The following is a 24690-nucleotide window of genomic DNA, read 5'->3' as shown; positions in this document are numbered from 1 at the left end:
AAAGCAGATTAATCTTCTTTGAGCTGCTTCACCAGGCGGCGAACCGTGCCGGACGGCGTTTCGATCGTTTCATATACATTAATGGTGAGCTCATTATCGAACTGTTCGGTTTTCAGGTTGCTGAACGTAATTTTCTGATCTCCGGTCGTCAGTTTGGAAGCTCCTGTGAAGCCGAACGATTGAGAGCCCATGACGACGCCTTGCCCGTTAACGAGCTCGAACTCCATCTTGGAGAAGTTCTGATCCACGATGACCGAATCCATCCGATCGACCGTCAGTCCCAGCTTCAATTGGTATACGTAGCCGGAATCGTACAGAGACGCGATAGCGTACGAATCGAAGGTTACTTTGAACGGATAGAAGCTGATCACGTTATCGGTCGACTCTCTTTGCACGGCGACCTGATAGGTGCCGATGGACAGCTTGTTCGGAGCGGCCGTCTTAGGATCGATAATGTTCAGGGCGAGATTCTGGCCTGTTTCCGAAGTCGGCAGCATATACGAATAGCTGATGACATAGCTCGTATTCGGCATGATCGTTTCGGCTGCATTCGATTGCTTCGTGCCGGAGAACGCAAGTCCTTCGCTGTTAACCAGCTCGGTGCCGATGTCCGGAAGGGTCAGCGTGCTCGCGCCGCGATTTGTCAGCTTGTACTTGGCTATGACGGTCTTATAACCGAATTCTTCATTCTCGTGCATATGCATCTCGACGAGGGAGACGTCAAGGTTTTTATCGATCAGGCCGTTAGGCGCAAATACCATCGGCGTATCGAAGGTGTAAGGCTTCGCCTGCACTCCGGCATTATCGGTTTGCTGGATGCCCTTCAGATCGATCAAGATCACCGGATATTTGTCCGCGCTGGAACTGCCGGAGCTGGCGGTATTCGATTTCGTTGAGCTCGTCGAGCTCGAAGAGCCGGATGACGAGCTTCCGCTTCCGGACGAGGAGCTCGAGCTGCCGGAGCTATTCGAGTTCGAGCCGCTAGAGCTGTTCGAACTGCCGGAACTGCTGGAATTGTTCGAGCTGCTGGAGCTTGAGCCGGACGAAGAGCCGGTAGACGAACTGCTCGAAGTGCTCGAAGCCGCCTCCTTCAAGGCCAGCTTCACCGTATTCGGATCGATGCCGTCCGGCAGAACGACCGAATACTGATACGTGGCCGTCTGATCCGGAGTCAAGAAGCCGGTGCGGACGGAAACGTCCTGAACGGCGGCGTCCAGACTTTCCTTGCCCAGCTGATACGAAGCGGTCAGCGTCGGCAGGGTGACCGTGGCCGAGCCGGTGTTATGGATGCTCACCGTCGTTTGCAGCAGTACGCCTTCGGCTTGCTTGATGGCTACCGATTGCTCGGCTTTGATCTTAAGACCGTTGTCCGTGCCGTACAACGAGTAAGGCTGCTCTTGTCCGAGCGGCACCGCCGCCGTCGTGCCGGACAAAGGAACGCTGCCCAGGATAGTTTCGCCGGCCGTATCCGTATGCACGGCTTCAAGCACGAACGGATCGATATCGGCCGATTCCGGAACCGCCGTGCGCAGCCGAAGCTTCGTCAGCTTGTCGGGCAGCAGCGTTTCCTGCGATCCGCCGACAACGGAGGTGCCGTAAGTAAGCGAATCCGGGCCTTTCAGCCGGAACAGCAAGCCGGAAGGGAGCTGGAAGCTCGCCGAGCCGGCGTTGCGCACATACAAGTCCGTATACAAATACTGCGTGCCGTTCTCCGTCACCGGATAGCTTTGACCGAGGCGCATCGCTACAAGCGCATCCTGGGAATAATCCGCATCGACATCCTTCAGAGAGACGATCATCAGCTGGGCCGGGTTCAAGCCGCTCGCACTCGGCGTAGCGCTGGAGACAGGCAGGTCGCCGATGCTGCGCATAAACGAAGGGGAACCGGAATCCCAGGCGAACAGATGCACCTTCAGATCGTTGGCATCCGCGCCTTTGCCCATTTGCGACACGAAGCTGAACTGCTGGTCTTGGCCCGCGTTCACGCGCGCGCTTTGCTTGCTTGTCAGCTTGGCCGGGAAGCTGTTGCCTTGGCTGTCGACGATTTGCACGCCGTAGCCGTTGAAATCGATGGAGCTTCCGCTCCCGTTATGCATCTTCAAGGAAAATTGCAGAGCGGACGAATCCGCTCCCGCGGAGAACGAAGCGTTCTCTAGCGTAAAGTAAGTATCGTTTGCAATGAACACGCCCGGTTTGCCGGCGGAAGCCGTCGGCAGGCCGGCCACCAGCGTCGTGCAGACGGCAAGCGTGCAGAGCAGCGCGGTGCTCCGGGCCCGCAGCGATTGTTTGTTAGATTTGCGTTTCAACAGAAATCTCCTCCCATGTTTCGTTATCTCTAGCGTTAGTCAGTCAGTACGAAGAGCGTCGATCGGACGGAGCTTGGATGCCTTGTTGGCCGGATACAGACCGAAGATCATGCCGACACCGACCGAGAACAGGAAGGAATACAGACCGACCTGGAACGACAGCTGAGTCTCCTGTTGGGGATTGAAATAAGGCCAGGCGAGCGACAGTCCGCATCCGAGCAGCAGACCGACAATGCCGCCGAGTCCGCTGATGACCGTAGCTTCGATCAGAAATTGCATCAGAATATTGCGGCGCTTGGCTCCGATCGATTTGCGTATGCCGATCTCCCGGGTTCGTTCGCTGACGGTGACAAGCATGATGTTCATAATGCCGATGCCGCCGACGAGCAGCGAGATGCAGGCGACGCTGATCAATTGATTGTTCAGGGAGCTTGAAGCGGCGACCCGAGCCTTCATCAGTTCATCCTGGTTTTGTACCTGGAAGCCGGAATCGCTTTTAAATTTATACGTCAAGTACTGCGTAATAGTTGCTTGCGCTTGCGACAATTGTTCCTTGGTCGGCGCCTCCAGATAAGTGGTGCGGATGCTTCCGAGCTTGAAGGACCGCTGGGCGGTAATCAAAGGGACGAACACGGAATCGTCCAGAGACACGCCGCCGCTAATATTGGAGCCTTTCTCCTTAATTACTCCGGCGACGGTGAAGACGACGCCGTCGATGTTAATGTCTTCGCCGACCGGGTCCAGTCTGCCGAAATATTTTTCCGCGACCGTCGAGCCGAGCACCGCTATCTGATTGCGAAACTCGAGGTCCGCGGGAGAGATGAACCGCCCTGAGGCGATTTCCCCCTTCATCAGGCTTAAGTAGTTTTCGTTCGTGCCGACGACTGTATATTTCTCCTGGGTACGATCGTATTTGATATTGGAGCTTCCTTTTACAATCGTCGGAGCGATCGTCTCAATTTCCGGAAGCTGCTGCAGCTGCATCAAATCGTTATAGTCCAGCTGGGTTGCGCGTCCGACGCCCATGACGTTAACGACGATCAGGTTCGTGCCGAGCGCTTCGTATTGCTTTTCGATCGCCGCAGAAGTGCCTTGACCGATGGAAACGAGGGTCACGACCGAGCTGACGCCGATGATCACGCCCAGCATCGTAAGCAGCGTGCGCATCGGGTTGCCGACCACGGTGCGCATCGCCATATAAATAAGCTCAAACAATCTCATCTCATCACCTCTGCTGCGGGCCTCAGTTCAGGAGGCTGCGAGAGAAGGGGGCGAAGCCGTTCGTCTCTGACGATTTCCCCGTCGCGAATGGAGACGACGCGCCGTGCATTTTCCGCTATATGATTATCATGGGTGATGAGCACGATGGTATTGCCTTGATTGTTCAGGTTGATCATCAGCTCCAGCACTTCGTTGCCGGTCTTCGAATCCAAAGCTCCTGTCGGTTCATCCGCAAGAAGCAGCGAAGGCGAAATCGACAGCGCTCTGGCGATTGCAACGCGCTGCTGCTGGCCGCCGGACAGCTCGCTCGGCTTATGATGACCGCGAGTGCCCATACCGAGCAGCTCCAGCATTTCCTGCGCTTTTTCCCGCCGTATTTTTTTACTTATTCCGGCATAGATCATCGGCAGCTCTACGTTCTCGATCGCGTTCAATTTCGGAAGCAGGTTAAACTGCTGAAAAATAAATCCGATCTTTTTATTTCTGAACTCGGCTAACTGGTTGTCGCTCATCTTCTCCGTGGCTACGCCGTCCAGCTTGTAGGAGCCGGAGGAAGGAATGTCCAGCAGACCGATCGTATTCATCAGCGTCGATTTCCCCGATCCGCTGGGTCCGACGATGGCCACAAAATCGCCCGTTGTGACCGTCATTGATACACCTTTGAGGATTTGCAGCTTTTCCGCGCCTCGCTCGTATGACTTCGTGATGTCTTTCAATTCAATGAGAGCTTCCATAGGGGATCCTCCTTTCCATGCTGATGCTTAACGGTTGCCGCCGCCGCCGGTAGATCCGCTTCGCTGAAACTGAACTCCGCCTGCGCCTCCTGCACCGCCTGTGCCAGGGAAGCCGCCGCCTTGTTGGAATTGCTGGCGTATTTTATCGATATCCGCTTGCGAAGTCGTGGTCGATTTCTTCGTTACCGGAATCTCTACCTTGTCGCCTTCCTTCAGACCGTCGGTCACTTCGACGTACAATTTGTTGCGAATGCCGATCTTGATCTCATGCTTCTCTTCCTTCGTTCCGTCCGCGTTCACCAGCGTCACGTAACGTTTGCCCTGCTGCTGTTGAAGCGCCTCGAGCGGGAGAAGCAGGATGTCCTTTTTATCCTGGGTAATGATTTCGGCGGTCGCCGTCATGCCGTTGCGCAGCTGGTCGTCGTTTTTGACCGAGATGCCGACGTCGAAGAAGGTAACCCCGTTGGTGGTCGTACCGACCGTCGATACTTGGTTGACTTCGCCCTCGTATACTTTGTTTGAGATCGAATCGACCTTGACCGAAGCCTTCATGCCCACCTTGACGTTAGGCAAATCGAGCTCGTCGACCTGTACCGGAAGCTGCATGTAATCGAGATTCGCTACGGCCCCGAGCTGCGTGTTCGCTTCAATGGTCGAGCCGGCAGGGTAGCTGGCCAGCACATTCGATTTCTTGTTGGCAAAATCCGTAGAGAAGATGCCGTCGAACGGAGCGGTTACGGTCAATTGATCCAATTTATCCTGATAGTTGTTGATCGTAATTTTTTGTCTGTCGATGGAAGCCTGCTTGTTCAAAATATCGTTGTCGAGCGTATCGTTCGTAATCGAGGCGATCAGGTCGCCCTTGTTGACGTAGTTGCCCGTTTTGATATTGATATTGCTGATCATGCCGCTCGCGCCGGACAGGATGCTTTCTTCATTGTTAAATTCGAGCGTTCCTTTATCCGTCGATTGCGCTTTTCTGCCGCCCAGCGTGACGCTTCCTTTGACGTTCATGCCGGAGCCGAGCGTACCGTCGTTTTTCACCGTGATTTCCACATCGAGCAGCTTGTTGCCGCTGGCATCGCCTTTGGGCTGCTGTCCTACGGACTCGACAACGGCCGTCTTGGTCAGATTAAAGCCGTCAACGGTCAGATCGATCGCATCGCCTTTTTTCAGTTGAACGGCATCTTCAAGCAGGAACGGAAGCTTGGTTTTCAAGGTGGAATTATCGGCAATCGATCCGATACGGCCGTTCTTGTTTACGTTGGAGCCGGTATCCAGGTTGGATGTCAAGGTCAAGAGACCGCTGATCGGAGCGTAAATTTGCAGATTGTTTTTCTGTGCGTTCAAATCGGCCAAATCTTTTTCCTGCTGCTGCAGCGTGACCTGCGCCTCCTGAAGATTCGCCTCCAGACTAAGATCGGAGATGACGAACAGAACGTCCCCTTTTTTGACCTGCTGGTTCCGGGTTAAGTTCATCGTCTTGATCGTTCCGTCTACGGGGGCGATAATATTTTGGACATCCCGCGCTTCGAATTGGGAAGTTCCTGATACGGTGGAAGTAATGGCGCCCTTCTTGATCTCCACTGTTTTAGCCTCGGTGCTGGCAGCCGGTTTTTTGGTGTTTTTATGGTCCAAATAGTAATATGTACCGCCACCGCAAAGCGCTAGCCCGATGATAACGGCTATCCATTTTTTACTGCGCAGTAATCCCATTCTTGCTTCTCCTTTCCGACATTTCAGCTTTTCTGCCTTGCTGCTTACTAACTTTAGCAACGTTTTGTGAAAGAAGTGTGAAGCCAAGCTTAATGCAAGATTAAGATAGAAGGAAAATGTCGTCGAACCCGGCGGTAAAATGTGGGTGCGGACGACAAAAAGGGCCGGAATCCCCTATTTTGAAGGAATCCGGCCGTATTTCGCCATTGGATAAGCGGTGTCGACTAGCGGTTAACGCTGCTTAGTTAAAAAGCTTCTTCAGGTTTTCGGTATACGGCGCGCGAACGATGCCTTTCTCGGTGATGATGGCCGTCACGTATTCGTTCGGTGTGACGTCGAAAGCCGGGTTGTACACCTTGATGCCCTGCGGCGCGGTCCGTTTGCCGAAGCCTTGCGTAATCTCGTCTTCGTGCCGCTCCTCGATCGGAATGTCCGCGCCGGTCGGCGTGTTCATATCGATCGTGGAAGTCGGGCAGGCGACGTAGACGGGAATGCCGTGCGCTTTGGCGAGCACGGCGACGCTGTACGTGCCGATCTTGTTGGCGACGTCGCCGTTAGCCGCGACGCGGTCGGTGCCGACGATGACGGCCTGCACCCAGCCTTTGCTCATGACGGCGCCGGCCATATTGTCGCAGATCAGCGTCACGTCGACGCCGGCCTGCTGCAGCTCGAAGGCCGTCAGCCGCGCGCCCTGCAGCACCGGGCGCGTCTCGTCGGCATACACCTTCAGGCGTATGCCGCGCTCCTGCGCCAGGTACATCGGCGCAAGCGCCGTGCCGTAGCGGGCGGTGGCGAGGCCGCCCGCGTTGCAGTGCGTGAGGAGGCCCATGCCGTCCTCGAACAAGGACAGCGCGTGCTCGCCGATCAGGCGGCACGTCTCTTCGTCTTCGCTCTGGATGAGCTTCGCTTCATCCAGCAGCGCCTGCTTCAGCGCTTCCGGCTCCGTGCCGGCGGAAGCGAGCTCCCGGGCGCGCTGTTTCATGCGATCCAGCGCCCAGAACAGATTCACCGCCGTCGGGCGCGACGTGGCGAGATAATCGCATTGCTTGACCGCAGCGTCAAGCAGCTCGTCCCGGCCGCCGCTATGATCGCGGACGCCGAGATACACCCCGTAGGCCGCCGAGATGCCGATGGCCGGCGCCCCGCGTACCGCGAGCTGCTTGATCGCGTCCCAAACCTGCTCGGAGGTCGTCAGGGCAAGGTAGACGATTTCGTCGGGCAGAAGGCGCTGATCGAGCAGATCAAGGCGGTTCTCCGCGGAATTCCAGCGGACCGATTGCAGCCAATCCGCAGAAGCTGTATGTTCTGTTGTGCTCATGTTCTGTTATCTCCTTATAGAGGGGATTGGCGATGACCGCCGGCCGTTAGCCGGAGAGCCCCGCCGTCCTCGGATTGCGTATCGTAAACGAATGCAACGCTTTTTGCTTATTGGACGGCCTTCCAGGCGATATCGATTAATTCCTCGATCGACTGGGTCTTGCGGTGCTGCTTGATCAGCGTCGTACCGATGCGCAGCGCGATACGCTGGGCGCGCTCCTTGGCCGCCGCATCCTCCAGCTTGTTGATGTCGGCCACTTGAGCGAGGCCGTGCACGCGGCGAACGGTTTTGCTGCCGGTATAGCCGACGGCGTCCTGCAGCAGCTGGCTCATATACCAATCCTGATAGCCCGGCGTCTTGGACACGCGGTCGACCCCGTGCTCGTTCCACAGCGACCTGAATTCCTGCTCGAATACATTCCACGTATCGCGGATCGTATCCGTCAGATAGGTGCGGTAATCTTTGCGGGACGCCTCATCCTTGCTCCAGCCTTCCTGTGCGGCAAAATTAAGCAGCAGGTTGGCGAAGACGGCGCCGATATCGAAGCCCATCGGTCCGTAGTAAGCGAACTCGGGGTCGATCACCTTGGTCGAATCCGGCTTGATGAAGATGCTTCCCGTATGCAGATCGCCGTGCAGAAGCGCCTGCGCTTTGGTCAGGAAGCCGCTGCGCAATATCGCCACTTCCAGATGCAGCTCGCTGTCGTTCCAGATCGCTTCCACCGCGTCCTGGATCGCGGGAGGCACATCGTTCGTATCCGCGTTCCGGTACGGATCGTCGAAGATCAGATCCTCCGTTATTTTACACAAGTCGGGATTGATGAACCGCTTCACGCGCAGCTTTTTCTCCTGCTGGTTCATCCCGAGGTCCGAGGTGTAGAACAGCGTGTGCGCCAGGAAGCGGCCGATATGGCCCGCGAACAGCGGATAGCGGTTGCCTTCGATCAATCCTCTGCGCATAATGACATGATCGCTCAAGTCTTCCATGACCGTCAGCGCCAAATCTTTCTCATAGACGAACACATGAGGCACGAGATCGGGGCAGAGCGATTCCTGGATCATCAGCGCTTCGCTCTCGATGCGGGCGCGGTCGAGCGACAGCGGCCATGATTCGCCTACAACCTTGGCGTATGGAAGAGCCTGCTTGAGAATGATGCTTTTGCCGGTGGAAGGCTCGACGATGTGGAAAACCAGATTCAGGTTGCCGTCGCCGATTTCGCGGCTGGTCAATTCGCTGCCGGGAGTGAACAGATCGGGAAGGCTCCGGGCGAATTCTACGGCTTCGGCTTCAGTCAAAGCGTGATATGAAGACATAGGCAATAAATCCTCCTTAAATTTCGAATGGCGATCGGGCTCGGGATTCGCATGCCGAATAACCGCGCTGCAAACCGGGCAAGGCCATAGTCCGTAAAAAACGATCATCCCATAGTATAGCAAATTGTGCGCGCTGGGAATAGAGTGCGTCATGATAAATTTCGTAAAATAACATCGGAATAATTGGATATTACGACGCGCTTTTTAGCGCATTAGTTTCATACCAAACTTAACAAAAACTTCATGTCCGGTTAATACCGTCATGACACGCGATGTTTACATTGGATATAACGGGATTGGATCAAGCGGAATTTACGATTTCCGGAAGGGGTGTCCAATGAAGATCATTTCAAGAGCGCTGTATATCGCGATTGCGCTCGGCGTCGTGCTTGTCCTAAGCTCTTACGGCGGGGAAGGGAACGCGGGAGCCCCCGCCGCTTCGAATCCGATGAAGGCCAACCAGCAGCAGTTCGACAGAATGCACGATACTCAAGTCTCTTATGTTCATGGCGGCAGCCGTAAGTAGACAGCCAGGTTCTTACCATGACGCCCCGATTTGAGCTTTTTCTTCCAGCGTACCTTATGTAACATAAGACGCTTGCGAAGTAAGCCTAACCGGGGTGTTTTTTGCGTTTATGCACAGTCCAAAATATGGTAATATAAAATTTGGAAATTCGGCTAGGAAAAAGAAAAGGAGCTGGTGCAAGTTGGGAAAGCTTATCTTCAGCCTGCTGATGGGCTGCAGCCTGGCGTTTAGCTGTGTTTCGGCAGGGTATGCAGAAACGCTGAATTCGGGCATGAAGGTCCGCAATGAAGACTATATTAGAGCCAAATGGAAGCAGTATGCTCCTGATAATTTTAAAACGGCTCCATTCGAGAAAACGCCGCGATTGCAGGACGTATACGATCTCGGGAAGGCGAACGGGCAATATTTGGCGGGAGGGGTAGCCAGAGCGAATTTTTACCGTTTCATTGCCAGATTGCCGGATAATCTGGAACTGTCTCAGGAATTGTCACGCCAGTTGCAATACGCCGCTTCGGTGACGGCCGCCACTTACGGCGAGCTATCCGTCAAACCGGAGAAACCGGGCGACATGGATGATTTCTTTTACGAACAAGCCGTGGAGGGGCTGGGCAAGAGCAGCGCCTTTATTTTAAAAGAGCCATCGTCAAACAGACTCGCGGATACGGTTGATATGTACATGAACCCGGCGGGCAGCTCGTCGGATCAAAGAAATCAAGACGATTATTACCGGATTCTGGACCCGGGAATCCAACGAATCGGCTTCGGGCTCGCCCCCGATCCGAAGGATCAGTACCGCTACTATTCCGTTATGAACCTGGAGGGCGGGACCAGTTCGGAGCCTGCCGACGGCAATTATATCGCTTATCCTGCGGAAGGCAGCTTCCCGGCCGACGTATTCGATCCCCGCAACCGGTGGCTTATTTTATTCAACTCCTACAGTCTTCATTCGGCGTTCAGTTCCGCCGATTTCCGTCCTAAGGAAGGATATACCGTAGAGCTTACCCGCCATTCGGATCGGCATGTGTGGACCAACCGTGCGACCGGCGGCGCGGACGGCTACCTGGATACCGCAATCGATAAGGACGTAACTCGCCTGACGTTCCGCCCGATCGGGCTGGAGAGCATTGCGGACGGCGATGTATTCACCGTCAAAGTGAGCGGCTTGAATCCCGTAAACGGCAAAACATTGGAATTGCAATATGACGTCCGCTTCTTTTACATCAACAAGCCATCGCAGTCCTCTCAGAAAGAACCTTCCGCGCCTGAGCAGGAACTAATGTATCCGGATTCTAGGGAGACCGATTCATCCGGTTCTGCGGGACAATCCCCGGGCTCGCCCGGCGGTTCGGCGGATATCCGTTTTTCCGATACGAAAGGTCATTGGTCCGAACAAACCGTGCGGTGGGCTATAGGGAAGAAGATCGTGGATGGCTATCCGGACGGCCGGTTCGAGCCTGACAAGCGGGTGAGCGAGGAGGAATTTCTAAGCATGCTTTTGAAGGCTTACGGTCACAATCCGGCAGCGGAAGCAAGCGGCGGCTGGTCGGACGGGTTATACGAGTTTGCCCGGGAGCACAAGTATCCGGTCAAAGGAGCGGAGCAGACGGACATGCGCAGTCTGCCTGTAACGCGGGAGAAGGCTGCGGAGATCGTAGCTGCGGCCGACGGAGCCGACGTCATGAAGGAAGAAGCGATTCTTTATTTGTTAGACCGGGCGTACGCTTCGGGCAAAACGGATAACGGCATAGCCGGCTTCGCCGGGCAGGACGTCTTGACGAGAGCGGAAGCGCTGCAGTTGATTCGCAACCTGCAAGAAAAGGGGATGAACGAACTGAAGTAACGGCATGTTTTTATAGTGAACAACAAACCCAAAAAACCTAACGCAATTTCTGCATTAGGCTTTTTGGCGTTCCGCTCCGGTTTTGCAATACGCGGAACGGCTACTCCATTTTGCCGTTTCTGCGGTGCTCGACCAAATCGATCGCACCGAGCACGACATGTGCGAGGCCAAAGCCCGCGACCGCCGCGGCAGCCATCGGATATTTCCCCCGCAGCGCAACACCTGAAGCCGTAACGGCCGTACCCAAAACAGCAGGAATGAGTCCTTCTTTCATAAAGTCCATCCTCCTCGAGTGAGTTTGTGCGACGCATGTATATGATCGCGCTTTTGGGCTTGTTTTATGCCTGCCAACAGTTGCTTGAAGACGGCCGAAATCTTATAATATATGCTTTAAGGCTATTTGGAAAAAAAGAGATTAAACAAGACCATATAAGGAAAGGATGGAGTAATGGTGGAGACTGAGCCAGCAGCTTTAAAAGAATGGGCCGTAGCGGTAGAAGCGCTGAGAAGCGGCCGGCAAATTCTTATTATGCGTAAAGGCGGCATCCGCGAGGAAACGCGAGATTTTCAGGTAGAAAGCGAAAGCTTCTATTTATTCCCTACATACGAGCATCAGAAGAAGCAATGGATGAAGCCGGAGCATCAGGCGGATTTGGATAAAACGCTGGAAGGCTGGAGCCCTCAGGATACGGAGGTGACGATACGCTGCTATGCGGAGCTGTTCGAAGATATTTTGATCGCTGATCAGCAGCAACTGAACCAATTGTCGGAATATCATATATGGACCGATTCCTTTGCGGAAGAGAGATTGAAATGGAAGCGCGCGAAGCCGCTGCACGTGATGCTGCTCAGAATTTACGAGCTCTCCGAACCTGTCCGGATTCCCGTGGTCCCCGAATATAACGGATGCAAGTCGTGGATTCAGCTGAAGGACGCCGCCCTGAAGGAAGTCCGGCGCAAACCTGTGCTTAGCGACGCCGAATTTGAGGCGGCCGTTGCCCGAATCAAATCGTCTCTGGGTTAAGTGACCCTACTTACTAAACATGAAAGTTTAAAAATAAGCCAAATGGGTCTTTATTCATTTGCCTTGGTACGATATAATGTAGTAACATTGAGAATCATTGAGAATCAATTTAGAATGATTATTATGTAAGAATGAAACTATCTAACGATTTATTCAAATGGAGGCAGAATAACTATGGCAAATGCACCGGAATTTATTATAGACGGTTTGAAAGCGACTGTCGAAGGCAAAGAGATTTTGAAAGGCTTGAGCCTGAAAATTAAAGGCGGCGAAGTACATGCCGTCATGGGACCTAACGGTACCGGTAAAAGTACTTTGGCTTCCACGATCATGGGCCATCCTAAATATGAAGTGACAGAAGGTTCCGTATCGCTGAACGGCGAAGACGTGCTCGAAATGGCCGTCGACGAGAGAGCTAGAGCAGGCCTGTTCCTGGCTATGCAATATCCGAGCGAAATCGCCGGCGTAACGAACGCCGACTTCCTGCGCAGCGCCATCAACGCTCGCCGCGGCGAAGGCAACGAAATTTCTTTGATCAAATTCATCCGTCAGATGGAAGCGAAGATGAAAGAACTGGAAATGAATCCCGAGTTCATGCACCGTTATTTGAACGAAGGCTTCTCCGGCGGCGAGAAAAAACGCAACGAAATTTTGCAAATGCTGATGCTTGAGCCAAGCATCGTTATTTTGGACGAGATCGACTCCGGTCTTGACATCGACGCCCTGCGCATCGTAGCTACCGGCGTTAACGCTATGCGCACCGAAGACCGCGGCTTCCTGATCATCACTCACTACCAGCGCTTGCTGAACTACATCAAGCCTGATTTCGTTCACGTCATGATGCAAGGACGCATTGTAAAATCCGGCGGTCCTGAACTGGCTGAGCGTCTGGAGAACGAAGGCTACGACTGGATCAAGGAAGAGCTCGGAATCGTAGACGAGACGGTAGGACAGGAAGAAGAGGAATTCAAGGTTCCGATGAACACGACAGCTCCCAAATACTAATATTACGACGACGGAGGAATAAACCATGAGTACACAAACCATTCTTCCAATCGATCGGCAAACCATCGTGGAGCTGTCCCAATCGAGACAAGAGCCTGAATGGATGACGAGCCTGCGCGCCGAAGCGCTGGAATTGGCCGGATCGTTGGAATTACCGAAATTGGAAAAAACGAGAATCGACCGCTGGAATCTTCGTTCCTACGGCAATTATAAACCGGTGGCCGCTTTGACATCGCTGGAGCAGCTCCCGGAATCGGCTAAAGCGCTGCTGCAGGAAGAAAATGCCGAAAACCTGCTTGTGCAGAAAAACGCCGGCATCGTCTATCATAAAGTTTCCGAGGAGCTGGCGAAGCAAGGCGTCATTTTTACCAGCCTCGAAGAAGCGCTGAAGCAGCATTCCGATTTGGTGAAAGCCCATTTCGGAACGGTTGTCGCCAAGGACGAGAACCAACTGACCGCGCTGCATACCGCAATGTGGAGCGGCGGCGTATTCCTGTACGTTCCCAAGGACGTGCAGGTACAAGTGCCGGTTCAAGCGCTGTTCCTGACCGATGATGCGGATAGCAGCTTCTCGCCGCACGTATTGATCGTCGCCGAGCAGCACGCTTCGGTCACTTATGTGGATAACTTCGTTTCCGAAGGGAATTTGAACAGCCTAGTGCAAAACGGCGTCGTGGAAGTTGTCGTGAAGCCGGGCGCTACCGTCAACTTCGCTTCGGTGCACAACCTGAACGATTCGGTGACCGATCTGACGTACCGCCGCGCCGTAGTGGAAAATGATGCTATGATCAACTGGGTCATCGGCGAAATGAACTATGGCAATGCTATGTCCGATACGACTTCCGTTCTCAAAGGCAACGGATCGAACTCCGATGCCAAGATCATCTGCGTCGGGACAAACGATCAGAAGCTGAATGTGACGACGCGCGCGATTCACTTCGGCAAAAACTCCAATAGCGATATGATTACCCGCGCGGTTATGCGCGACGAATCGACGGCGATTATCAACGGCATCACGAAGATCGAGAAGGCCGCTACGGGCGCGAACGGCCAGCAAACCGAGAAGGTGCTGATGCTGAGTCCGAAGGCGCGCGGCGACGCGAACCCGATCCTTCTGATCGACGAGGATGACGTTAAGGCAGGCCACGCGGCGAGCGTAGGCCAAGTGAATCCGGACCAAATTCATTATTTAATGTCCCGCGGTATTACCCGGGAGGAAGCGCAGCGTCTTGTCATCTACGGCTTCCTGGCTCCGGTCGTCTCGGAAATTCCGATGGAGAAAGTTCAATCCCAGCTGCAAAGCCTTGTAGAAAGGAAGCTCGGACAATGAACACGGCTGAGATACGGAAGCTGTTCCCCATCCTGCATCAAGAAGTGAACGGTCATCCGCTCGTGTATTTGGATTCGGCGGCCACTTCGCAGAAGCCGGTATCCGTCATCGAAGCGGTCAAACGTTATTACGAGCAGGATAACGCCAACGTGCACCGGGGAGTCCATACCTTGGGCTCTCGGGCTACCGATGCGTACGAAGGGGCAAGGAATAAAGTCGCTAAGTTCATCAATGCCAAGTCGACGGAAGAAATTATTTTTACCCGCGGCACGACATCGAGCTTGAATCTTGTTGCTTCCAGTTATGCCCGTTCCGCTTGCGGCGAAGGCGATGAAATCGTACTGACGCCGATGGAGCATCACAGCAATCTCATCCCATGGCAGCAGGCGGCCAAAGCGACCGGCGCTGTCTTAAAATATATTCCGCTTCAACCCGACGGCTCAATCCGGCTGGAGGATGTGGAGCAGACGATTTCCGATCGGACGAAAGTCGTTGCGATCACTTATGTTTCGAACGTGCTCGGCGTGATCAATCCGATCAAAGAGATTGCCGCTATTGCGCATCGTCACGGAGCCGTGATGGTCGTTGACGGCGCTCAAAGCACGCCGCATTTGAAGGTGGATGTACAGGATCTCGATTGCGATTTTTATGCGTTATCCGGCCATAAAATGTGCGCGCCGACAGGAATCGGAGCCTTATACGGCAAGAAGGCGCTGCTGCAAAATATGGAGCCGATCGAATACGGCGGAGAAATGATCGATCATGTCGATTTGTATGAATCGACATGGAAGGAGCTCCCTTGGAAGTTCGAAGGAGGCACGCCGATTATTGCCGGCGCCGTCGGTCTCGGAGCTGCGATCGATTTCCTGGAAAGTATCGGAATGGACGAGATTTTCCGTCACGAACAGCAGCTCACCGCATATGCGATCGATCGTATGTCGCAAATCGAGGATTTGACGATTTACGGGCCGAAGCAGCATCGCGCGGGAACCGTTACCTTCAATCTGGGGGATGTTCATCCTCATGATGTGGCGACCGTGCTGGATGCCGACGGCGTCGCCGTTCGTGCGGGACATCATTGCTGCCAGCCGCTCATGCGGTGGCTGAACGTTTCGGCTACGGCCCGCGCCAGCTTCTATCTTTATAATACGGAAGATGACATTGACCGGTTGGTGGCTTCACTAATCAAAACAAAGGAGTACTTCGGTCATGCAATTGGATGATTTATACCGCAGAGTCATTATGGATCATTATAAAAATCCGCGCAACCGCGGCACGTTGGATGAGGAAGCCGTTACGATCGACTTGAACAATCCGACTTGCGGCGATAAAATCCAGCTGCAAATGCAGGTGGAGGACGGAGTCGTCAAGGCCGCCAAATTCGTCGGAGAAGGCTGCTCGATCAGCCTTTCCTCCGCATCGATGATGACGGATGCCGTCAAAGGCAAAACGCTCGATGAAGCGCTCGCCATGGCGGAGAAGTTTTCCGGATTGATGAAAGGCGAGGCTGTGGAGTTCGAGTACGAGGATATTGAGGCGCTCTCCGGAGTGAACAAATTTCCCGCCCGGATCAAATGCGCTACCCTCGCCTGGAACGCGCTTCGCAAAGGAATCGAACAGGCTAACGCCAAGCAGTAACGATAGAATGACCCAGACTTAGGGAGGTTGGAACGATGGCTAAAAAAATGCCGGAGATGGAAGATTATAAATACGGTTTTCGCGACGAGCATAAAGCGGTTTTCCAAACGGGAAAAGGCTTGACCTGCGAAATCGTGGCAGAAATTTCCAGAATGAAGGGCGAGCCGGAATGGATGCTCGATTTTCGCCTGAAATCGCTGGAGCAATTCGAGAAGATGGCTTTGCCGCGTTGGGGCGGCAACCTGGACGATCTGGATTTCAACGACATTCAGTACTATGTAAAGCCGTCCGAGAAGCAAGGCAAGACGTGGGAAGAGGTTCCTACGGAAATTAAAGAAACGTTCGACAAGCTCGGTATCCCTGAAGCGGAGCAAAAGTTTTTGGCCGGCGTATCCGCACAGTACGAATCCGAGGTCGTTTATCACAGCATGCAAAAAGAGCTTGAGGAGCAGGGCGTTATCTTTACCGATACCGACACGGCGCTGAGAGAGTATCCTGAATTGTTCAGAGAATACTTCGGTACGGTCGTTCCTCCGAGCGACAACAAATTCGCGGCGTTGAACAGTGCGGTATGGTCGGGCGGAAGCTTTATTTACGTTCCGAAGGGCGTCAAAGTGGAAATTCCGCTGCAAGCGTACTTCCGGATCAACTCCGAGAACATGGGACAATTCGAGCGCACGCTGATCATTACCGACGAAGACAGCTTCGTGCACTATGTCGAGGGATGTACGGCTCCGATCTACAGCACGAACTCGCTGCACAGCGCGGTCGTTGAGATCATTTGTAAGAAGAATTCCCGCGCCCGCTACACGACGATCCAAAACTGGGCGCCGAACATTTACAACCTCGTTACCAAACGCGCGGTTGCCGAAGAAAACGCCACGATGGAATGGGTTGACGGCAACATCGGCTCCAAGCTGACGATGAAGTATCCTGCGGTTGTGCTGAAGGGCCGCGGCGCTAAAGGGATGGTGCTTTCCATCGCCGTAGCCGGACGCGGACAGCATCAGGACGCCGGCGCCAAAATGACGCATTTGGCTCCCGACACGACGTCGACGATCGTATCCAAGTCGATCAGTAAGCACGGCGGTAAAGTAACGTACCGCGGTCTCGCTTCCTTCGGACGCAATTCCGCAGGCTCCAAGGCGAACATCAAATGCGATACGCTGATCATGGATAAAGAGTCCACGTCGGATACGATCCCTTACAACGAGATCATGAACGACAACATAACGTTGGAGCATGAAGCTACCGTATCCAAAGTATCCGAGGATCAACTGTTCTATCTGATGAGCCGCGGCTTGACCGAAGCGGAAGCGACTCAAATGATCGTTATGGGCTTCATCGAGCCGTTCACCAAAGAGCTGCCGATGGAATATGCGGTCGAGATGAACCGCTTGATCAAGTTCGAGATGGAAGGCTCCATCGGTTAATAGGTATATATCAAATGCGCGCCCGGTTTCGGGTGCGTATTTTTTTGCATCAGGCGAAGCATTACTAAAGAACCCTGCCGAAATTAAGCAATTATGGTAAAATCAATAATAGGGCTTTTCTAAGCTGGATATAAGGGTATGAATGTTTCATTGGGGAGGGCATGTCCGTGGGAAATAAAGCAAAATTTTCGGCTATTTTCATCGTAGCGATAGCTTTAATATTAGGGATTATGTTTTTTAAACCTTTGCAGCAACCGGAAGAAGAAGCTGCTATGCTTCATAAGACCATCGAATCCGATGAAGTGAAGAACGTAAGAATGGGTGTCGTCGTATTGAAGGGAACGACCTTTCAACAACAGGATGCCGGCTTAAGCAAACAGGAAGCCGATCAATTTCGCACCTTATTTAACGCTGTACCGGCCGACAAAGTAAGAGAAGTTCAGCAGGTCAACCCTGCCATCGTTGCAGGAGTTGTGTTTGATTTACAATCCAACACAGAGGTTCGAATTCAATATGACGACAAGGAAATTTATGTAACGAGAACGGATAAAAGAGGGCAAAAAAAATATATTGTTGACGATCCGGAAATGAAAGAATTTTTTGATGAGCGAATGAAACAAACGAAGAACGCTGTCTTAAAGGAATGAATCACTCGGGAGAGTGGTTTTTTTATTGTTTAGGAAATGATGCGCAGCAAATTCCTGTGGATATCCGTGGCTCCCCGAAAGTAATGTCTAACCATAGAACGATCCCAGAGGAATGGTTAGACGCCGATCCAGCTGAAGCTGGATGCGGACGGAATAAGCTTCAGAGCATCACGTCACTACCCTGGAAATTACTCTTGGTACCCCATTTCCATTGTCTGTGGTGCCGCGTCGGCGGCATGGATGGCTTTTGGGGGATTTGTTCTTTGCTAAAAAGTCGCTTGAATCCAGACCCCATTTGACAACCGTTGGATGAGAATATTATAGTATAAAAGAATTTGATATTGATAATCATTATCGATTATTGATTTCTGCAATCCAACACAAGGAGAATGGAATATGAAAAACAAGCTGCTAATCCCTATGATCCTGCTATTGATGGTCGTATCCAGCGCATGCGGGAGCCAGGCCGGCAATCCTGAGAGCGCGCCTTCGCAGGATGGCTCCGCATCGGCTGCGGATTCCAAAGAGTCCGGCAAGATCACTTATCAATCCGAGCGGGGGCCGGTGGAGGTCCCGGCAAGTCCGAAGCGGATTGTCGCCTTGACCAATGCGCCGAATGTGCTGGCGCTCGAGGGAACGCTCGTCGGGGTGGATCAGTGGACCAAAATGAACCCGTTGTTCACGAAAAAGCTCGATGGCGTCGAGGTCGTATCGGAAGCGGATTTGGAGAAAATTACGGCGCAGGACCCGGATCTGATCATCGCGGGCGCCCAAATGAAAAATATTGCAGAGCTTAATAAAATTGCGCCTACCGTCGTTTATACATGGGGCAAGCTGGATTATTTGGAACAGCAGCTCGAGATCGGCAAACTGCTGAATAAAGAGAAGGAAGCGCAAGCCTGGGTGGATGATTTCAAGCAGCGCGCGGGGGCGACCGGCAAAGAAATTAAAGCGAAGCTCGGCGATAACGTCACCGTTTCGGTGTTTGAGACGGATGCGAAAAGCTTTTATGTATTCGGGGACAAATGGGCGCGCGGCACGGAGATTTTATATCAAGCGATGGGGCTGAATATGCCTGATCCGGTCAAGAAAGAGGCGCTTGGACCCGGCTATTATATGCTGTCCAAAGAGGTTCTTCCGGAATATGCGGGCGATTATATTGTCCTTAGCAGAGATCCGGAAGGCGATGCGTCGTTCATGGAGTCGGAAATATGGAAAGGCATCCCTGCCGTCAAAAACCATCATGTCATTGAGATTAATACGAAAGCTTCCTCATACAGCGATCCGATCACGCTCGAATATTTGCTGGGTATTTTCAAGAAAGGTTTCCTCGAATAATAATGGAAGCGCGATGTCCTGATAGGGAGCCGCGCTTTTTGGTTTGAACGTATCGTTTTTCTATTCGATGCTTCGGATGCCGTTTAATAGGCGTGTCCTACATATAAATTTCCTTAACGTCGAGATCCGGCGTGTCCGACAGATTGATGAACGTATCTCCGATTTGCACGAGCGGTTTGAAGAAATCGGTAGGATGCGTCATGATAATGACACCGCTTTCACCGCTGCTCAATAAGACGCGTTTGCCGATGAAATTCGGGATCATATGCCGAATGAACACTTGAGTGACCGTCGGATCGAGCTTCTCGAAGCTCAGCCGGTGCAGTTCTTTTAACACGAGCAGCAGATCCTGCTTATGCCGGTACACTCTATTGGAGATCATGGCGCTGTACACGTCCGCCACCGACACGATTCTGGCGAGCGGATAAATATCATTGCCGCGAAGCCCTCCCGGGTAGCCCGATCCGTCCAACCGTTCATGGTGCTGCAGGGCAGCCAGAGCTAGCGGCTTCGGCAGGTTCGATCCTATAATCATATCGTACCCGTATTGGGCGTGGCGCTTAACGATTTCGAATTCTTCTTCCGTTAAAGGGCCGGGCTTTTGCAAAATCGCATTGTCGATGCGGCTTTTGCCGATATCGTGCAAATAGCCAGCTTTGCCTGCAACAATCGCTTCCTCCTCGCTCTGTCCGAGCCACTTGGCTATGTAATAGGAGATCATACCGACCTGCACGCTATGCTGGTATGTGTAGTCGTCCTTGTTATTCAAGGTAAGCAGCAGCGAGACGACATCCCGTTCCTTCTCGAAATGGTTAGCTAAAGGAGCAAAGCACTGGTCTACCTGTTCTTCGCGCAGCTGTCCTTGTTCGGACATTTGCCAGAACAGCTGTTTAATGCCGCCGACCGCTTCTTCATAGGCTGCCGTTTGGGAAAAGGGCTCCTGCTGCAGCTTCCCGGTTGCCGCTTTTACTTCGTCCGGGGCCGGGCTATCTTGTCTCATCATGATATCGACGTAATCGACGCTGTGCAGCTGCAGTTTGTCAATATCATCGGCATTCAGTACGGTATGTGCGGAAACGACAAGGAGTCCGTTCCAATTAAAGACATCCGAACCGGTGCGATCCCCAACTTGTAAATCCATGACAGAAATTCTCAAAGCCGTCCCTCCCTACCACAATATGCTTTAAAGCGCTAAACGGCATATAATGTCATCGTATCAAGAATGCATTATAATGGCAACAGCAATTTAGCGATTTTGTCGAAAAAAGAGAAGAAGGCGGCAGCCCTGTCTAAGGTCTGCCGCCTTAACCGTTACATGCCGATATACCGGCTGTATAAGCTTTTGGCTGTTACAGGGTCGTCGGTTCCTTGTACGAGCAGCCGGCCGTCGGAGAACAGCACCAATGTCATATTGTCGCTGGGATGGAACTTGAGCAGGAACGGGTTCAGCTCCACGCGGCCGAGCGGCTTCCATTTGTCGGCCCAATCGGCGAGCCGGAACGAAGCGGGGACTACCGGCTGAATTTGCACCGAATTGCGGCCGCACAAGGTTTGGATCGTGTCCTCTCCGGCTTCCTGCTGCAAATATTCGTAATGTCCTTGCCCGCAGGCCGGACAGTCCGCCTTGCGGGCTTTGCTCACGTCCACGGCGGCGTGCTGGTTATACCACAGATCCCAGTGGATCATCTTGCGGTTCAGCTGGGCATGGGCCCCGACCAACAGCTTGAACGCTTCGGTGGCCTGATGCGAAGCCACCGTATGGATGATCGGCCCGATGACCCCGGCCGTATCGCAGGTCTCGGTCGTTCCTTGGGCGGGAGCCTGCCCGAACATGCAGCGCAGGCAGGGCGTCTCTCCCGGAACGACGGTCATCGATACGCCGCGGGAGCTGACCGCGCCGCCGTAAATCCATGGGATGCCGTGCTTCAGGCTCACGTCATTAATGAGGAAGCGGACGGCAAAGTTATCCGTGCCGTCCAGAATCAGATCGACGCCGGTCAAGAGCGATTCGGCGTTGGCGGCATGGAGGTCGGCGACGACCGGCTCCAGCGTTACGAGCGAGTTGGCCTCCTGCAGCCGTTTGGCCGCGGCCATCGCTTTGGGGACCGATGCGTCGGCGTCGGCTTCATCGTAGAGCATTTGGCGCTGCAGATTGCTCGCCTCGACGAAATCGCGGTCGATGAGTCGGACGAAGCCTACGCCGGCACGGACCATATGGTTCGCCAGGACCGTGCCGAGAGCGCCCATGCCGACGATGGCGACGCGCGATTGCATCAGCCGGGCTTGTCCCTGCTCGCCGATGGGCGCGAACAGCAGCTGGCGCGAATATCTTTCGGCTGCCGCGGGAGATGCCGAGGCAGCAGTAGGTTCATTGGCATGATCGTGATTGTTCATGGTGGCGGTTCGCTCCTTATCTCCTTATCTCTCTATACCAACGGGTTCCACGGCCCGAGCTGATGGCCTTTCCATTCGGAGCCGTCTTCCCATATTTCTTTTTTCCAGATCGGCACGATTTGCTTCAATCGTTCGATAGCATGCCGGCTTGCTTCGTAAGCGGCGTCCCGGTGCGGCGCAGAGACGGCGATGACGACGCTGATCTCGCCGATATCGACTTTGCCGAGACGATGAGTGATGGCACATAAAGCGCCTTCCCAGCGCTCGCTGATTTCCCGGGCAATTTGCTCCATCGTTTTGATCGCCATCGGTTCATAGGCTTCATATTCGAGCAAGGAAGTCCGCTTACCGTGCGTCCATTCGCGGGTTGTCCCCGTGAACGTCAGCGCTGCTCCGTGATTAGGATGAAGCACTTTGGCGGTCACCTGCTCTACGGAAATCGGTTCGTAGGTGATCTCAATCAGCTGGAGCTCGCCACCCGAAACCGGCGGGATCAAGGCGATCTCATCATGCGCGGTGAGCTCCTGATCCTCCGGAGCATAACTGTGGTTTACCGCGACAAATGCTTGCGCAAGAAAGGGAGCGGCCTGAGGATACAGAGCCGCCAGCCGCCGCTTAAGCAAGGCAGGGGTCAGAAGGGCGTTATCCTCCCATTCCAGGGATACCGCCGATCCGCCCAGCAGCTCGGCCAAACCGGCGAAAACATAGATTTGCAGGTTCATTCCATCCACTCCAACGGTTTTATTACAGCATACCATAACTTCGAGCAATAGTGATATAATAGAGGGGTTTCGTAATACCGATGTGCCTGCCGGACCTATAGGCTATTCAAGTGAAGGAGGGATCATGATGAATATAACCGTATATGATGAAAAACATGGATACGGGCAATATACAGCAACCGAAATGAGCGCTGCCGCTCCCGTGCATTTGCCGCTTCAGGAGCGGGTTCCCGGAGTCAGCGGACAAGCGTTCGAGCTGAAGTCCTGGTACCGCGCCTGGACCAAACAGCGAAAGGCGTTACCGGGGCAGGAGCAGGAACCTGCCTTGATGAGGGTGGAGGCGGCCGATGAATTTCAGGCGACCATACCGTGGTCCCAGCTGGATCAAGCCGTATTTCTGTATGAGCAGGACGGCAAGCCGCTGCACAAAGGATTTCCGATCCGGCTATACGTGCCCGACGGAAGCAGCGAATGCCTCAATGTGAAAAGTATCGTTACGATCCGTTTTCTTTACAGCGAGAAGGCGGACGAAGCGAGCTACGGTTTTAAGAACGTCGTAAGTCCGGAAGACTTGCGGCTGCGCAAATAATAACAATGTGCCGTTACGACGGGGAGGCCGGGGAATATGAATGCAACGCCTTTGCGGCTGCGTATCCTTCATTCGAACGATATCCACAGCCATTTTGAACAAATGCCGGCGATTGCCGCCGCATTCAAGAAGCTTCGCGCCGAGGCGGGGGAAGAGCATACGCTCACAGTCGATATTGGGGATCATCTCGACCGGATGCGCCCGGAAACCGAGGCAAGCGCCGGCGGCTTCAACCTGGATATGATGTCCGCGACAGGCTATGAGGCGATGACGCTGGGCAATAATGAAGGCTTGACCTTGACGAGGGAGGCGCTGGCCGAGCTATACGGCAGCCGCCCGGATCTGAAGATGCTGTGCGGCAATCTGGTGGAGACAGAGACAGGGAGTCCGCCGTCGTGGATGGCACCGTATCATATTATTGTCAAATCGGGTATCTCGATAGGGTTAATCGGCGTTACCGCTTATTATCATGAATTTTATCGGCTGCTCGGCTGGACGGTTCAAGATCCGTTTGCCTCCGTGCAGTTCTGGGCCGGCAAACTTCGCCCTCAGGTCGATGTGCTCGTCCTTCTTTCTCATCTCGGACTTAAGCTGGACGAACGGATTGCGGTGGATATCCCGGGGATCGACGTCATTTTGGGCGGACATAGCCATCATTTGCTGGAGCAGCCGCTGCGCATCGGGCAATCGCTGGTATGCGGAGCAGGCAAATTCGGCCAATATATAGGCGTCGTCGATTTGGAGCTGGACCCCGTCAGCCGTAAGCCGATCCGTTCCTCCGGCTATGTGCGCTCCATGGCGGAGGAGGCCGCCGATCCGGCCGTGCTGGAGCTGGCGCAACGCTGCAAGGCCGATGCCGCGAGCATGCTCGACCGCGAGGTCGCTTATTTGCCGCAATCTCTGCCGTCGGAATGGAACACGGAAGCCCCTCTCGGCAATATGCTTGCTGCCGCCCTTCGGCGATGGACGGGGGCGGACATCGGGATCGTCAATGCCGGGCAGTTTCTGGACGGTTTGAAGGCGGGGCCCGTAACCGCCGGAAGGCTGCTTGAGATTTGTCCTTCCCCGATCAATCCGTGCCGGATTCGGATCAAGGGCGAGCATCTCTTGAAGGCGCTGGAGGAATCGCTGCTGCCCGAATTTAAGGAGATGCCGATTTACGGCTTCGGGTTCCGGGGTAAGGTGCTGGGCATGCTCAATTTGGACGGCTTGCGGGTGGAATACGATCCGAAGGCGCCGGATATGGCGAAAATACGCAGGGCGCTCGCAGGCTCGCAGCCGCTTGTCCCTGAGAAAGAGTACATCGTCGGGACGATCGATATGTTCACGTTCGGCAAAGGTTACTTATCGTTGGCGCAGGGCAGCCAAGTCGAATATTTCTTGCCTGAGTTTATCCGCGATATTATCGTGCAGGAGCTTCATCTTCCTGAAGCGATCCGGGAAGGCGCCGTGAAACGGTGGCATGCGGTATAGCTCCGCGCACGTATGGGTTAAGACCAAACCTGGCCGCAAGGCCGGTTTTTTTTAGTTGTTTAGGAAATGATGCGCAGCCATATCCTGTGGAAATCCGGGGACTCCCCCGAAAGTAAAGCCTAC

At 53.8% G+C, this 24690-nt stretch carries 22 protein-coding genes; 12 read left to right on the top strand and 10 right to left on the bottom strand.

From position 1 onward, the window contains the following. Nucleotides 1–8 precede the first annotated feature (8 nt). The 6 genes from SK3146_RS11740 to mtnK all read right to left on the bottom strand — a co-directional run bounded on the left by SK3146_RS11740 (nucleotide 9) and on the right by mtnK (nucleotide 8608). The gene (locus SK3146_RS11740) at nucleotides 9–2306 is read right to left on the bottom strand and encodes a hypothetical protein (RefSeq protein WP_249865254.1); all 2298 of its coding nucleotides are present in this window, start codon (nucleotides 2304–2306) and stop codon (nucleotides 9–11) included. 39 nt (nucleotides 2307–2345) lie between these two features. Continuing rightward, nucleotides 2346–3527: an ABC transporter permease gene (locus SK3146_RS11735; RefSeq protein WP_249865253.1), complete on the bottom strand. Its 1182-nt coding sequence runs from the start codon at nucleotides 3525–3527 to the stop codon at nucleotides 2346–2348. Then, entirely contained in the window at nucleotides 3524–4261 is a 738-nt protein-coding gene (locus SK3146_RS11730; protein WP_249865252.1) for an ABC transporter ATP-binding protein, read from the bottom strand. Before SK3146_RS11730 ends, SK3146_RS11735 begins: the two co-directional genes overlap by 4 nt. 27 nt (nucleotides 4262–4288) lie before the next feature. Continuing rightward, nucleotides 4289–5977, bottom strand: a complete 1689-nt coding sequence (locus tag SK3146_RS11725; RefSeq protein ID WP_249865251.1) for an efflux RND transporter periplasmic adaptor subunit — start codon at nucleotides 5975–5977, stop codon at nucleotides 4289–4291. A 241-nt stretch (nucleotides 5978–6218) separates the two neighbouring features. Beyond that, nucleotides 6219–7295 (bottom strand): S-methyl-5-thioribose-1-phosphate isomerase, encoded by a 1077-nt coding sequence (gene mtnA, locus SK3146_RS11720; protein ID WP_249865250.1) that lies wholly within the window; start codon nucleotides 7293–7295, stop codon nucleotides 6219–6221. A 107-nt stretch (nucleotides 7296–7402) separates the two neighbouring features. Further along, a complete protein-coding gene (mtnK, locus tag SK3146_RS11715; protein ID WP_249865249.1) occupies nucleotides 7403–8608 on the bottom strand; it encodes an S-methyl-5-thioribose kinase in 1206 nt (401 codons plus the stop codon). 337 nt (nucleotides 8609–8945) lie between these two features. Between mtnK and SK3146_RS11710 the strand changes: the two genes are divergently transcribed. Together SK3146_RS11710 and SK3146_RS11705 are read left to right on the top strand one after the other, a co-directional pair. Then, nucleotides 8946–9134, top strand: a complete 189-nt coding sequence (locus SK3146_RS11710) for a hypothetical protein (RefSeq protein ID WP_249865248.1) — start codon at nucleotides 8946–8948, stop codon at nucleotides 9132–9134. Between the two features lie 181 nt (nucleotides 9135–9315). Beyond that, nucleotides 9316–10974, top strand: a complete 1659-nt coding sequence (locus SK3146_RS11705; protein ID WP_249865247.1) for an S-layer homology domain-containing protein — start codon at nucleotides 9316–9318, stop codon at nucleotides 10972–10974. A gap of 100 nt (nucleotides 10975–11074) precedes the next feature. Here SK3146_RS11705 and SK3146_RS11700 read toward each other — a convergent pair whose 3' ends face one another. Beyond that, nucleotides 11075–11248, bottom strand: a complete 174-nt coding sequence (locus SK3146_RS11700; protein WP_249865246.1) for an asparagine synthase — start codon at nucleotides 11246–11248, stop codon at nucleotides 11075–11077. Nucleotides 11249–11422: 174 nt separating this feature from the next. On the opposite strand from SK3146_RS11700, the gene SK3146_RS11695 reads away from it, so the two are divergent. From SK3146_RS11695 to SK3146_RS11660, 8 genes are all read left to right on the top strand, one after another. Continuing rightward, nucleotides 11423–11998 (top strand): DUF1802 family protein, encoded by a 576-nt coding sequence (locus SK3146_RS11695; RefSeq protein ID WP_249865245.1) that lies wholly within the window; start codon nucleotides 11423–11425, stop codon nucleotides 11996–11998. A gap of 174 nt (nucleotides 11999–12172) precedes the next feature. After that, complete coding sequence (sufC, locus tag SK3146_RS11690; RefSeq protein ID WP_249865244.1) at nucleotides 12173–13003, top strand: Fe-S cluster assembly ATPase SufC; 831 nt, start codon at nucleotides 12173–12175, stop codon at nucleotides 13001–13003. Nucleotides 13004–13028: 25 nt separating this feature from the next. Further along, the gene (sufD, locus tag SK3146_RS11685) at nucleotides 13029–14333 is read left to right on the top strand and encodes a Fe-S cluster assembly protein SufD (protein WP_249865243.1); all 1305 of its coding nucleotides are present in this window, start codon (nucleotides 13029–13031) and stop codon (nucleotides 14331–14333) included. Next, complete coding sequence (locus SK3146_RS11680; protein ID WP_249865242.1) at nucleotides 14330–15556, top strand: cysteine desulfurase; 1227 nt, start codon at nucleotides 14330–14332, stop codon at nucleotides 15554–15556. The genes sufD and SK3146_RS11680 overlap by 4 nt, the downstream gene beginning before the upstream one ends. Next, nucleotides 15543–15971 carry a Fe-S cluster assembly sulfur transfer protein SufU gene (gene sufU, locus SK3146_RS11675; RefSeq protein ID WP_249865241.1) on the top strand — a complete coding sequence of 143 codons (429 nt, stop codon included), beginning with the start codon at nucleotides 15543–15545 and terminating at the stop codon, nucleotides 15969–15971. The genes SK3146_RS11680 and sufU overlap by 14 nt, the downstream gene beginning before the upstream one ends. A gap of 35 nt (nucleotides 15972–16006) precedes the next feature. Further along, a complete protein-coding gene (gene sufB, locus SK3146_RS11670; protein WP_249865240.1) occupies nucleotides 16007–17404 on the top strand; it encodes a Fe-S cluster assembly protein SufB in 1398 nt (465 codons plus the stop codon). Between the two features lie 167 nt (nucleotides 17405–17571). Then, on the top strand, nucleotides 17572–18051 hold the full coding sequence (locus SK3146_RS11665) for a hypothetical protein (protein ID WP_249865239.1): 480 nt from the start codon (nucleotides 17572–17574) through the stop codon (nucleotides 18049–18051). A 396-nt stretch (nucleotides 18052–18447) separates the two neighbouring features. Next, nucleotides 18448–19389: an iron-hydroxamate ABC transporter substrate-binding protein gene (locus SK3146_RS11660; RefSeq protein WP_249865238.1), complete on the top strand. Its 942-nt coding sequence runs from the start codon at nucleotides 18448–18450 to the stop codon at nucleotides 19387–19389. Between the two features lie 97 nt (nucleotides 19390–19486). Here SK3146_RS11660 and SK3146_RS11655 read toward each other — a convergent pair whose 3' ends face one another. The 3 genes from SK3146_RS11655 to SK3146_RS35010 all read right to left on the bottom strand — a co-directional run bounded on the left by SK3146_RS11655 (nucleotide 19487) and on the right by SK3146_RS35010 (nucleotide 22505). Beyond that, entirely contained in the window at nucleotides 19487–20545 is a 1059-nt protein-coding gene (locus SK3146_RS11655) for an HD-GYP domain-containing protein (RefSeq protein WP_249865237.1), read from the bottom strand. A gap of 155 nt (nucleotides 20546–20700) precedes the next feature. Beyond that, complete coding sequence (locus SK3146_RS11650) at nucleotides 20701–21783, bottom strand: ThiF family adenylyltransferase (RefSeq protein WP_249865236.1); 1083 nt, start codon at nucleotides 21781–21783, stop codon at nucleotides 20701–20703. A gap of 32 nt (nucleotides 21784–21815) precedes the next feature. Next, nucleotides 21816–22505: a molybdenum cofactor biosynthesis protein gene (locus tag SK3146_RS35010; RefSeq protein WP_283942818.1), complete on the bottom strand. Its 690-nt coding sequence runs from the start codon at nucleotides 22503–22505 to the stop codon at nucleotides 21816–21818. A 124-nt stretch (nucleotides 22506–22629) separates the two neighbouring features. On the opposite strand from SK3146_RS35010, the gene SK3146_RS11635 reads away from it, so the two are divergent. Together SK3146_RS11635 and SK3146_RS11630 are read left to right on the top strand one after the other, a co-directional pair. Beyond that, entirely contained in the window at nucleotides 22630–23094 is a 465-nt protein-coding gene (locus tag SK3146_RS11635) for a molybdopterin-binding protein (RefSeq protein WP_249865235.1), read from the top strand. Between the two features lie 36 nt (nucleotides 23095–23130). Then, entirely contained in the window at nucleotides 23131–24567 is a 1437-nt protein-coding gene (locus tag SK3146_RS11630; protein WP_249865234.1) for a bifunctional metallophosphatase/5'-nucleotidase, read from the top strand. The last annotated feature ends 123 nt before the right edge of the window (nucleotides 24568–24690 follow it).

The sequence above is a fragment of the Paenibacillus konkukensis genome (genome assembly GCF_023523925.1).
GTDB classification, from domain to species: domain Bacteria; phylum Bacillota; class Bacilli; order Paenibacillales; family NBRC-103111; genus Paenibacillus_S; species Paenibacillus_S doosanensis.
Note: the sequence above shows the minus strand (reverse complement) of the source record. Positions and strands in the feature narration are given on the sequence as shown.

Coding starts and splice junctions, on each gene's coding strand:
- SK3146_RS11735 (WP_249865253.1), bottom strand. CDS start 3,527: ATGAGATTGTTTGAGCTTATTTATATGGCGATGCGCACCGTGGTCGGC.
- SK3146_RS11730 (WP_249865252.1), bottom strand. CDS start 4,261: ATGGAAGCTCTCATTGAATTGAAAGACATCACGAAGTCATACGAGCGA.
- SK3146_RS11725 (WP_249865251.1), bottom strand. CDS start 5,977: ATGGGATTACTGCGCAGTAAAAAATGGATAGCCGTTATCATCGGGCTA.
- mtnA (WP_249865250.1), bottom strand. CDS start 7,295: ATGAGCACAACAGAACATACAGCTTCTGCGGATTGGCTGCAATCGGTC.
- mtnK (WP_249865249.1), bottom strand. CDS start 8,608: ATGTCTTCATATCACGCTTTGACTGAAGCCGAAGCCGTAGAATTCGCC.
- SK3146_RS11710 (WP_249865248.1), top strand. CDS start 8,946: ATGAAGATCATTTCAAGAGCGCTGTATATCGCGATTGCGCTCGGCGTC.
- SK3146_RS11700 (WP_249865246.1), bottom strand. CDS start 11,248: ATGAAAGAAGGACTCATTCCTGCTGTTTTGGGTACGGCCGTTACGGCT.
- SK3146_RS11695 (WP_249865245.1), top strand. CDS start 11,423: ATGGTGGAGACTGAGCCAGCAGCTTTAAAAGAATGGGCCGTAGCGGTA.
- sufC (WP_249865244.1), top strand. CDS start 12,173: ATGGCAAATGCACCGGAATTTATTATAGACGGTTTGAAAGCGACTGTC.
- sufD (WP_249865243.1), top strand. CDS start 13,029: ATGAGTACACAAACCATTCTTCCAATCGATCGGCAAACCATCGTGGAG.
- SK3146_RS11680 (WP_249865242.1), top strand. CDS start 14,330: ATGAACACGGCTGAGATACGGAAGCTGTTCCCCATCCTGCATCAAGAA.
- sufU (WP_249865241.1), top strand. CDS start 15,543: ATGCAATTGGATGATTTATACCGCAGAGTCATTATGGATCATTATAAA.
- sufB (WP_249865240.1), top strand. CDS start 16,007: ATGGCTAAAAAAATGCCGGAGATGGAAGATTATAAATACGGTTTTCGC.
- SK3146_RS11660 (WP_249865238.1), top strand. CDS start 18,448: ATGAAAAACAAGCTGCTAATCCCTATGATCCTGCTATTGATGGTCGTA.
- SK3146_RS11650 (WP_249865236.1), bottom strand. CDS start 21,783: ATGAACAATCACGATCATGCCAATGAACCTACTGCTGCCTCGGCATCT.
- SK3146_RS35010 (WP_283942818.1), bottom strand. CDS start 22,505: ATGAACCTGCAAATCTATGTTTTCGCCGGTTTGGCCGAGCTGCTGGGC.
- SK3146_RS11635 (WP_249865235.1), top strand. CDS start 22,630: ATGATGAATATAACCGTATATGATGAAAAACATGGATACGGGCAATAT.
- SK3146_RS11630 (WP_249865234.1), top strand. CDS start 23,131: ATGAATGCAACGCCTTTGCGGCTGCGTATCCTTCATTCGAACGATATC.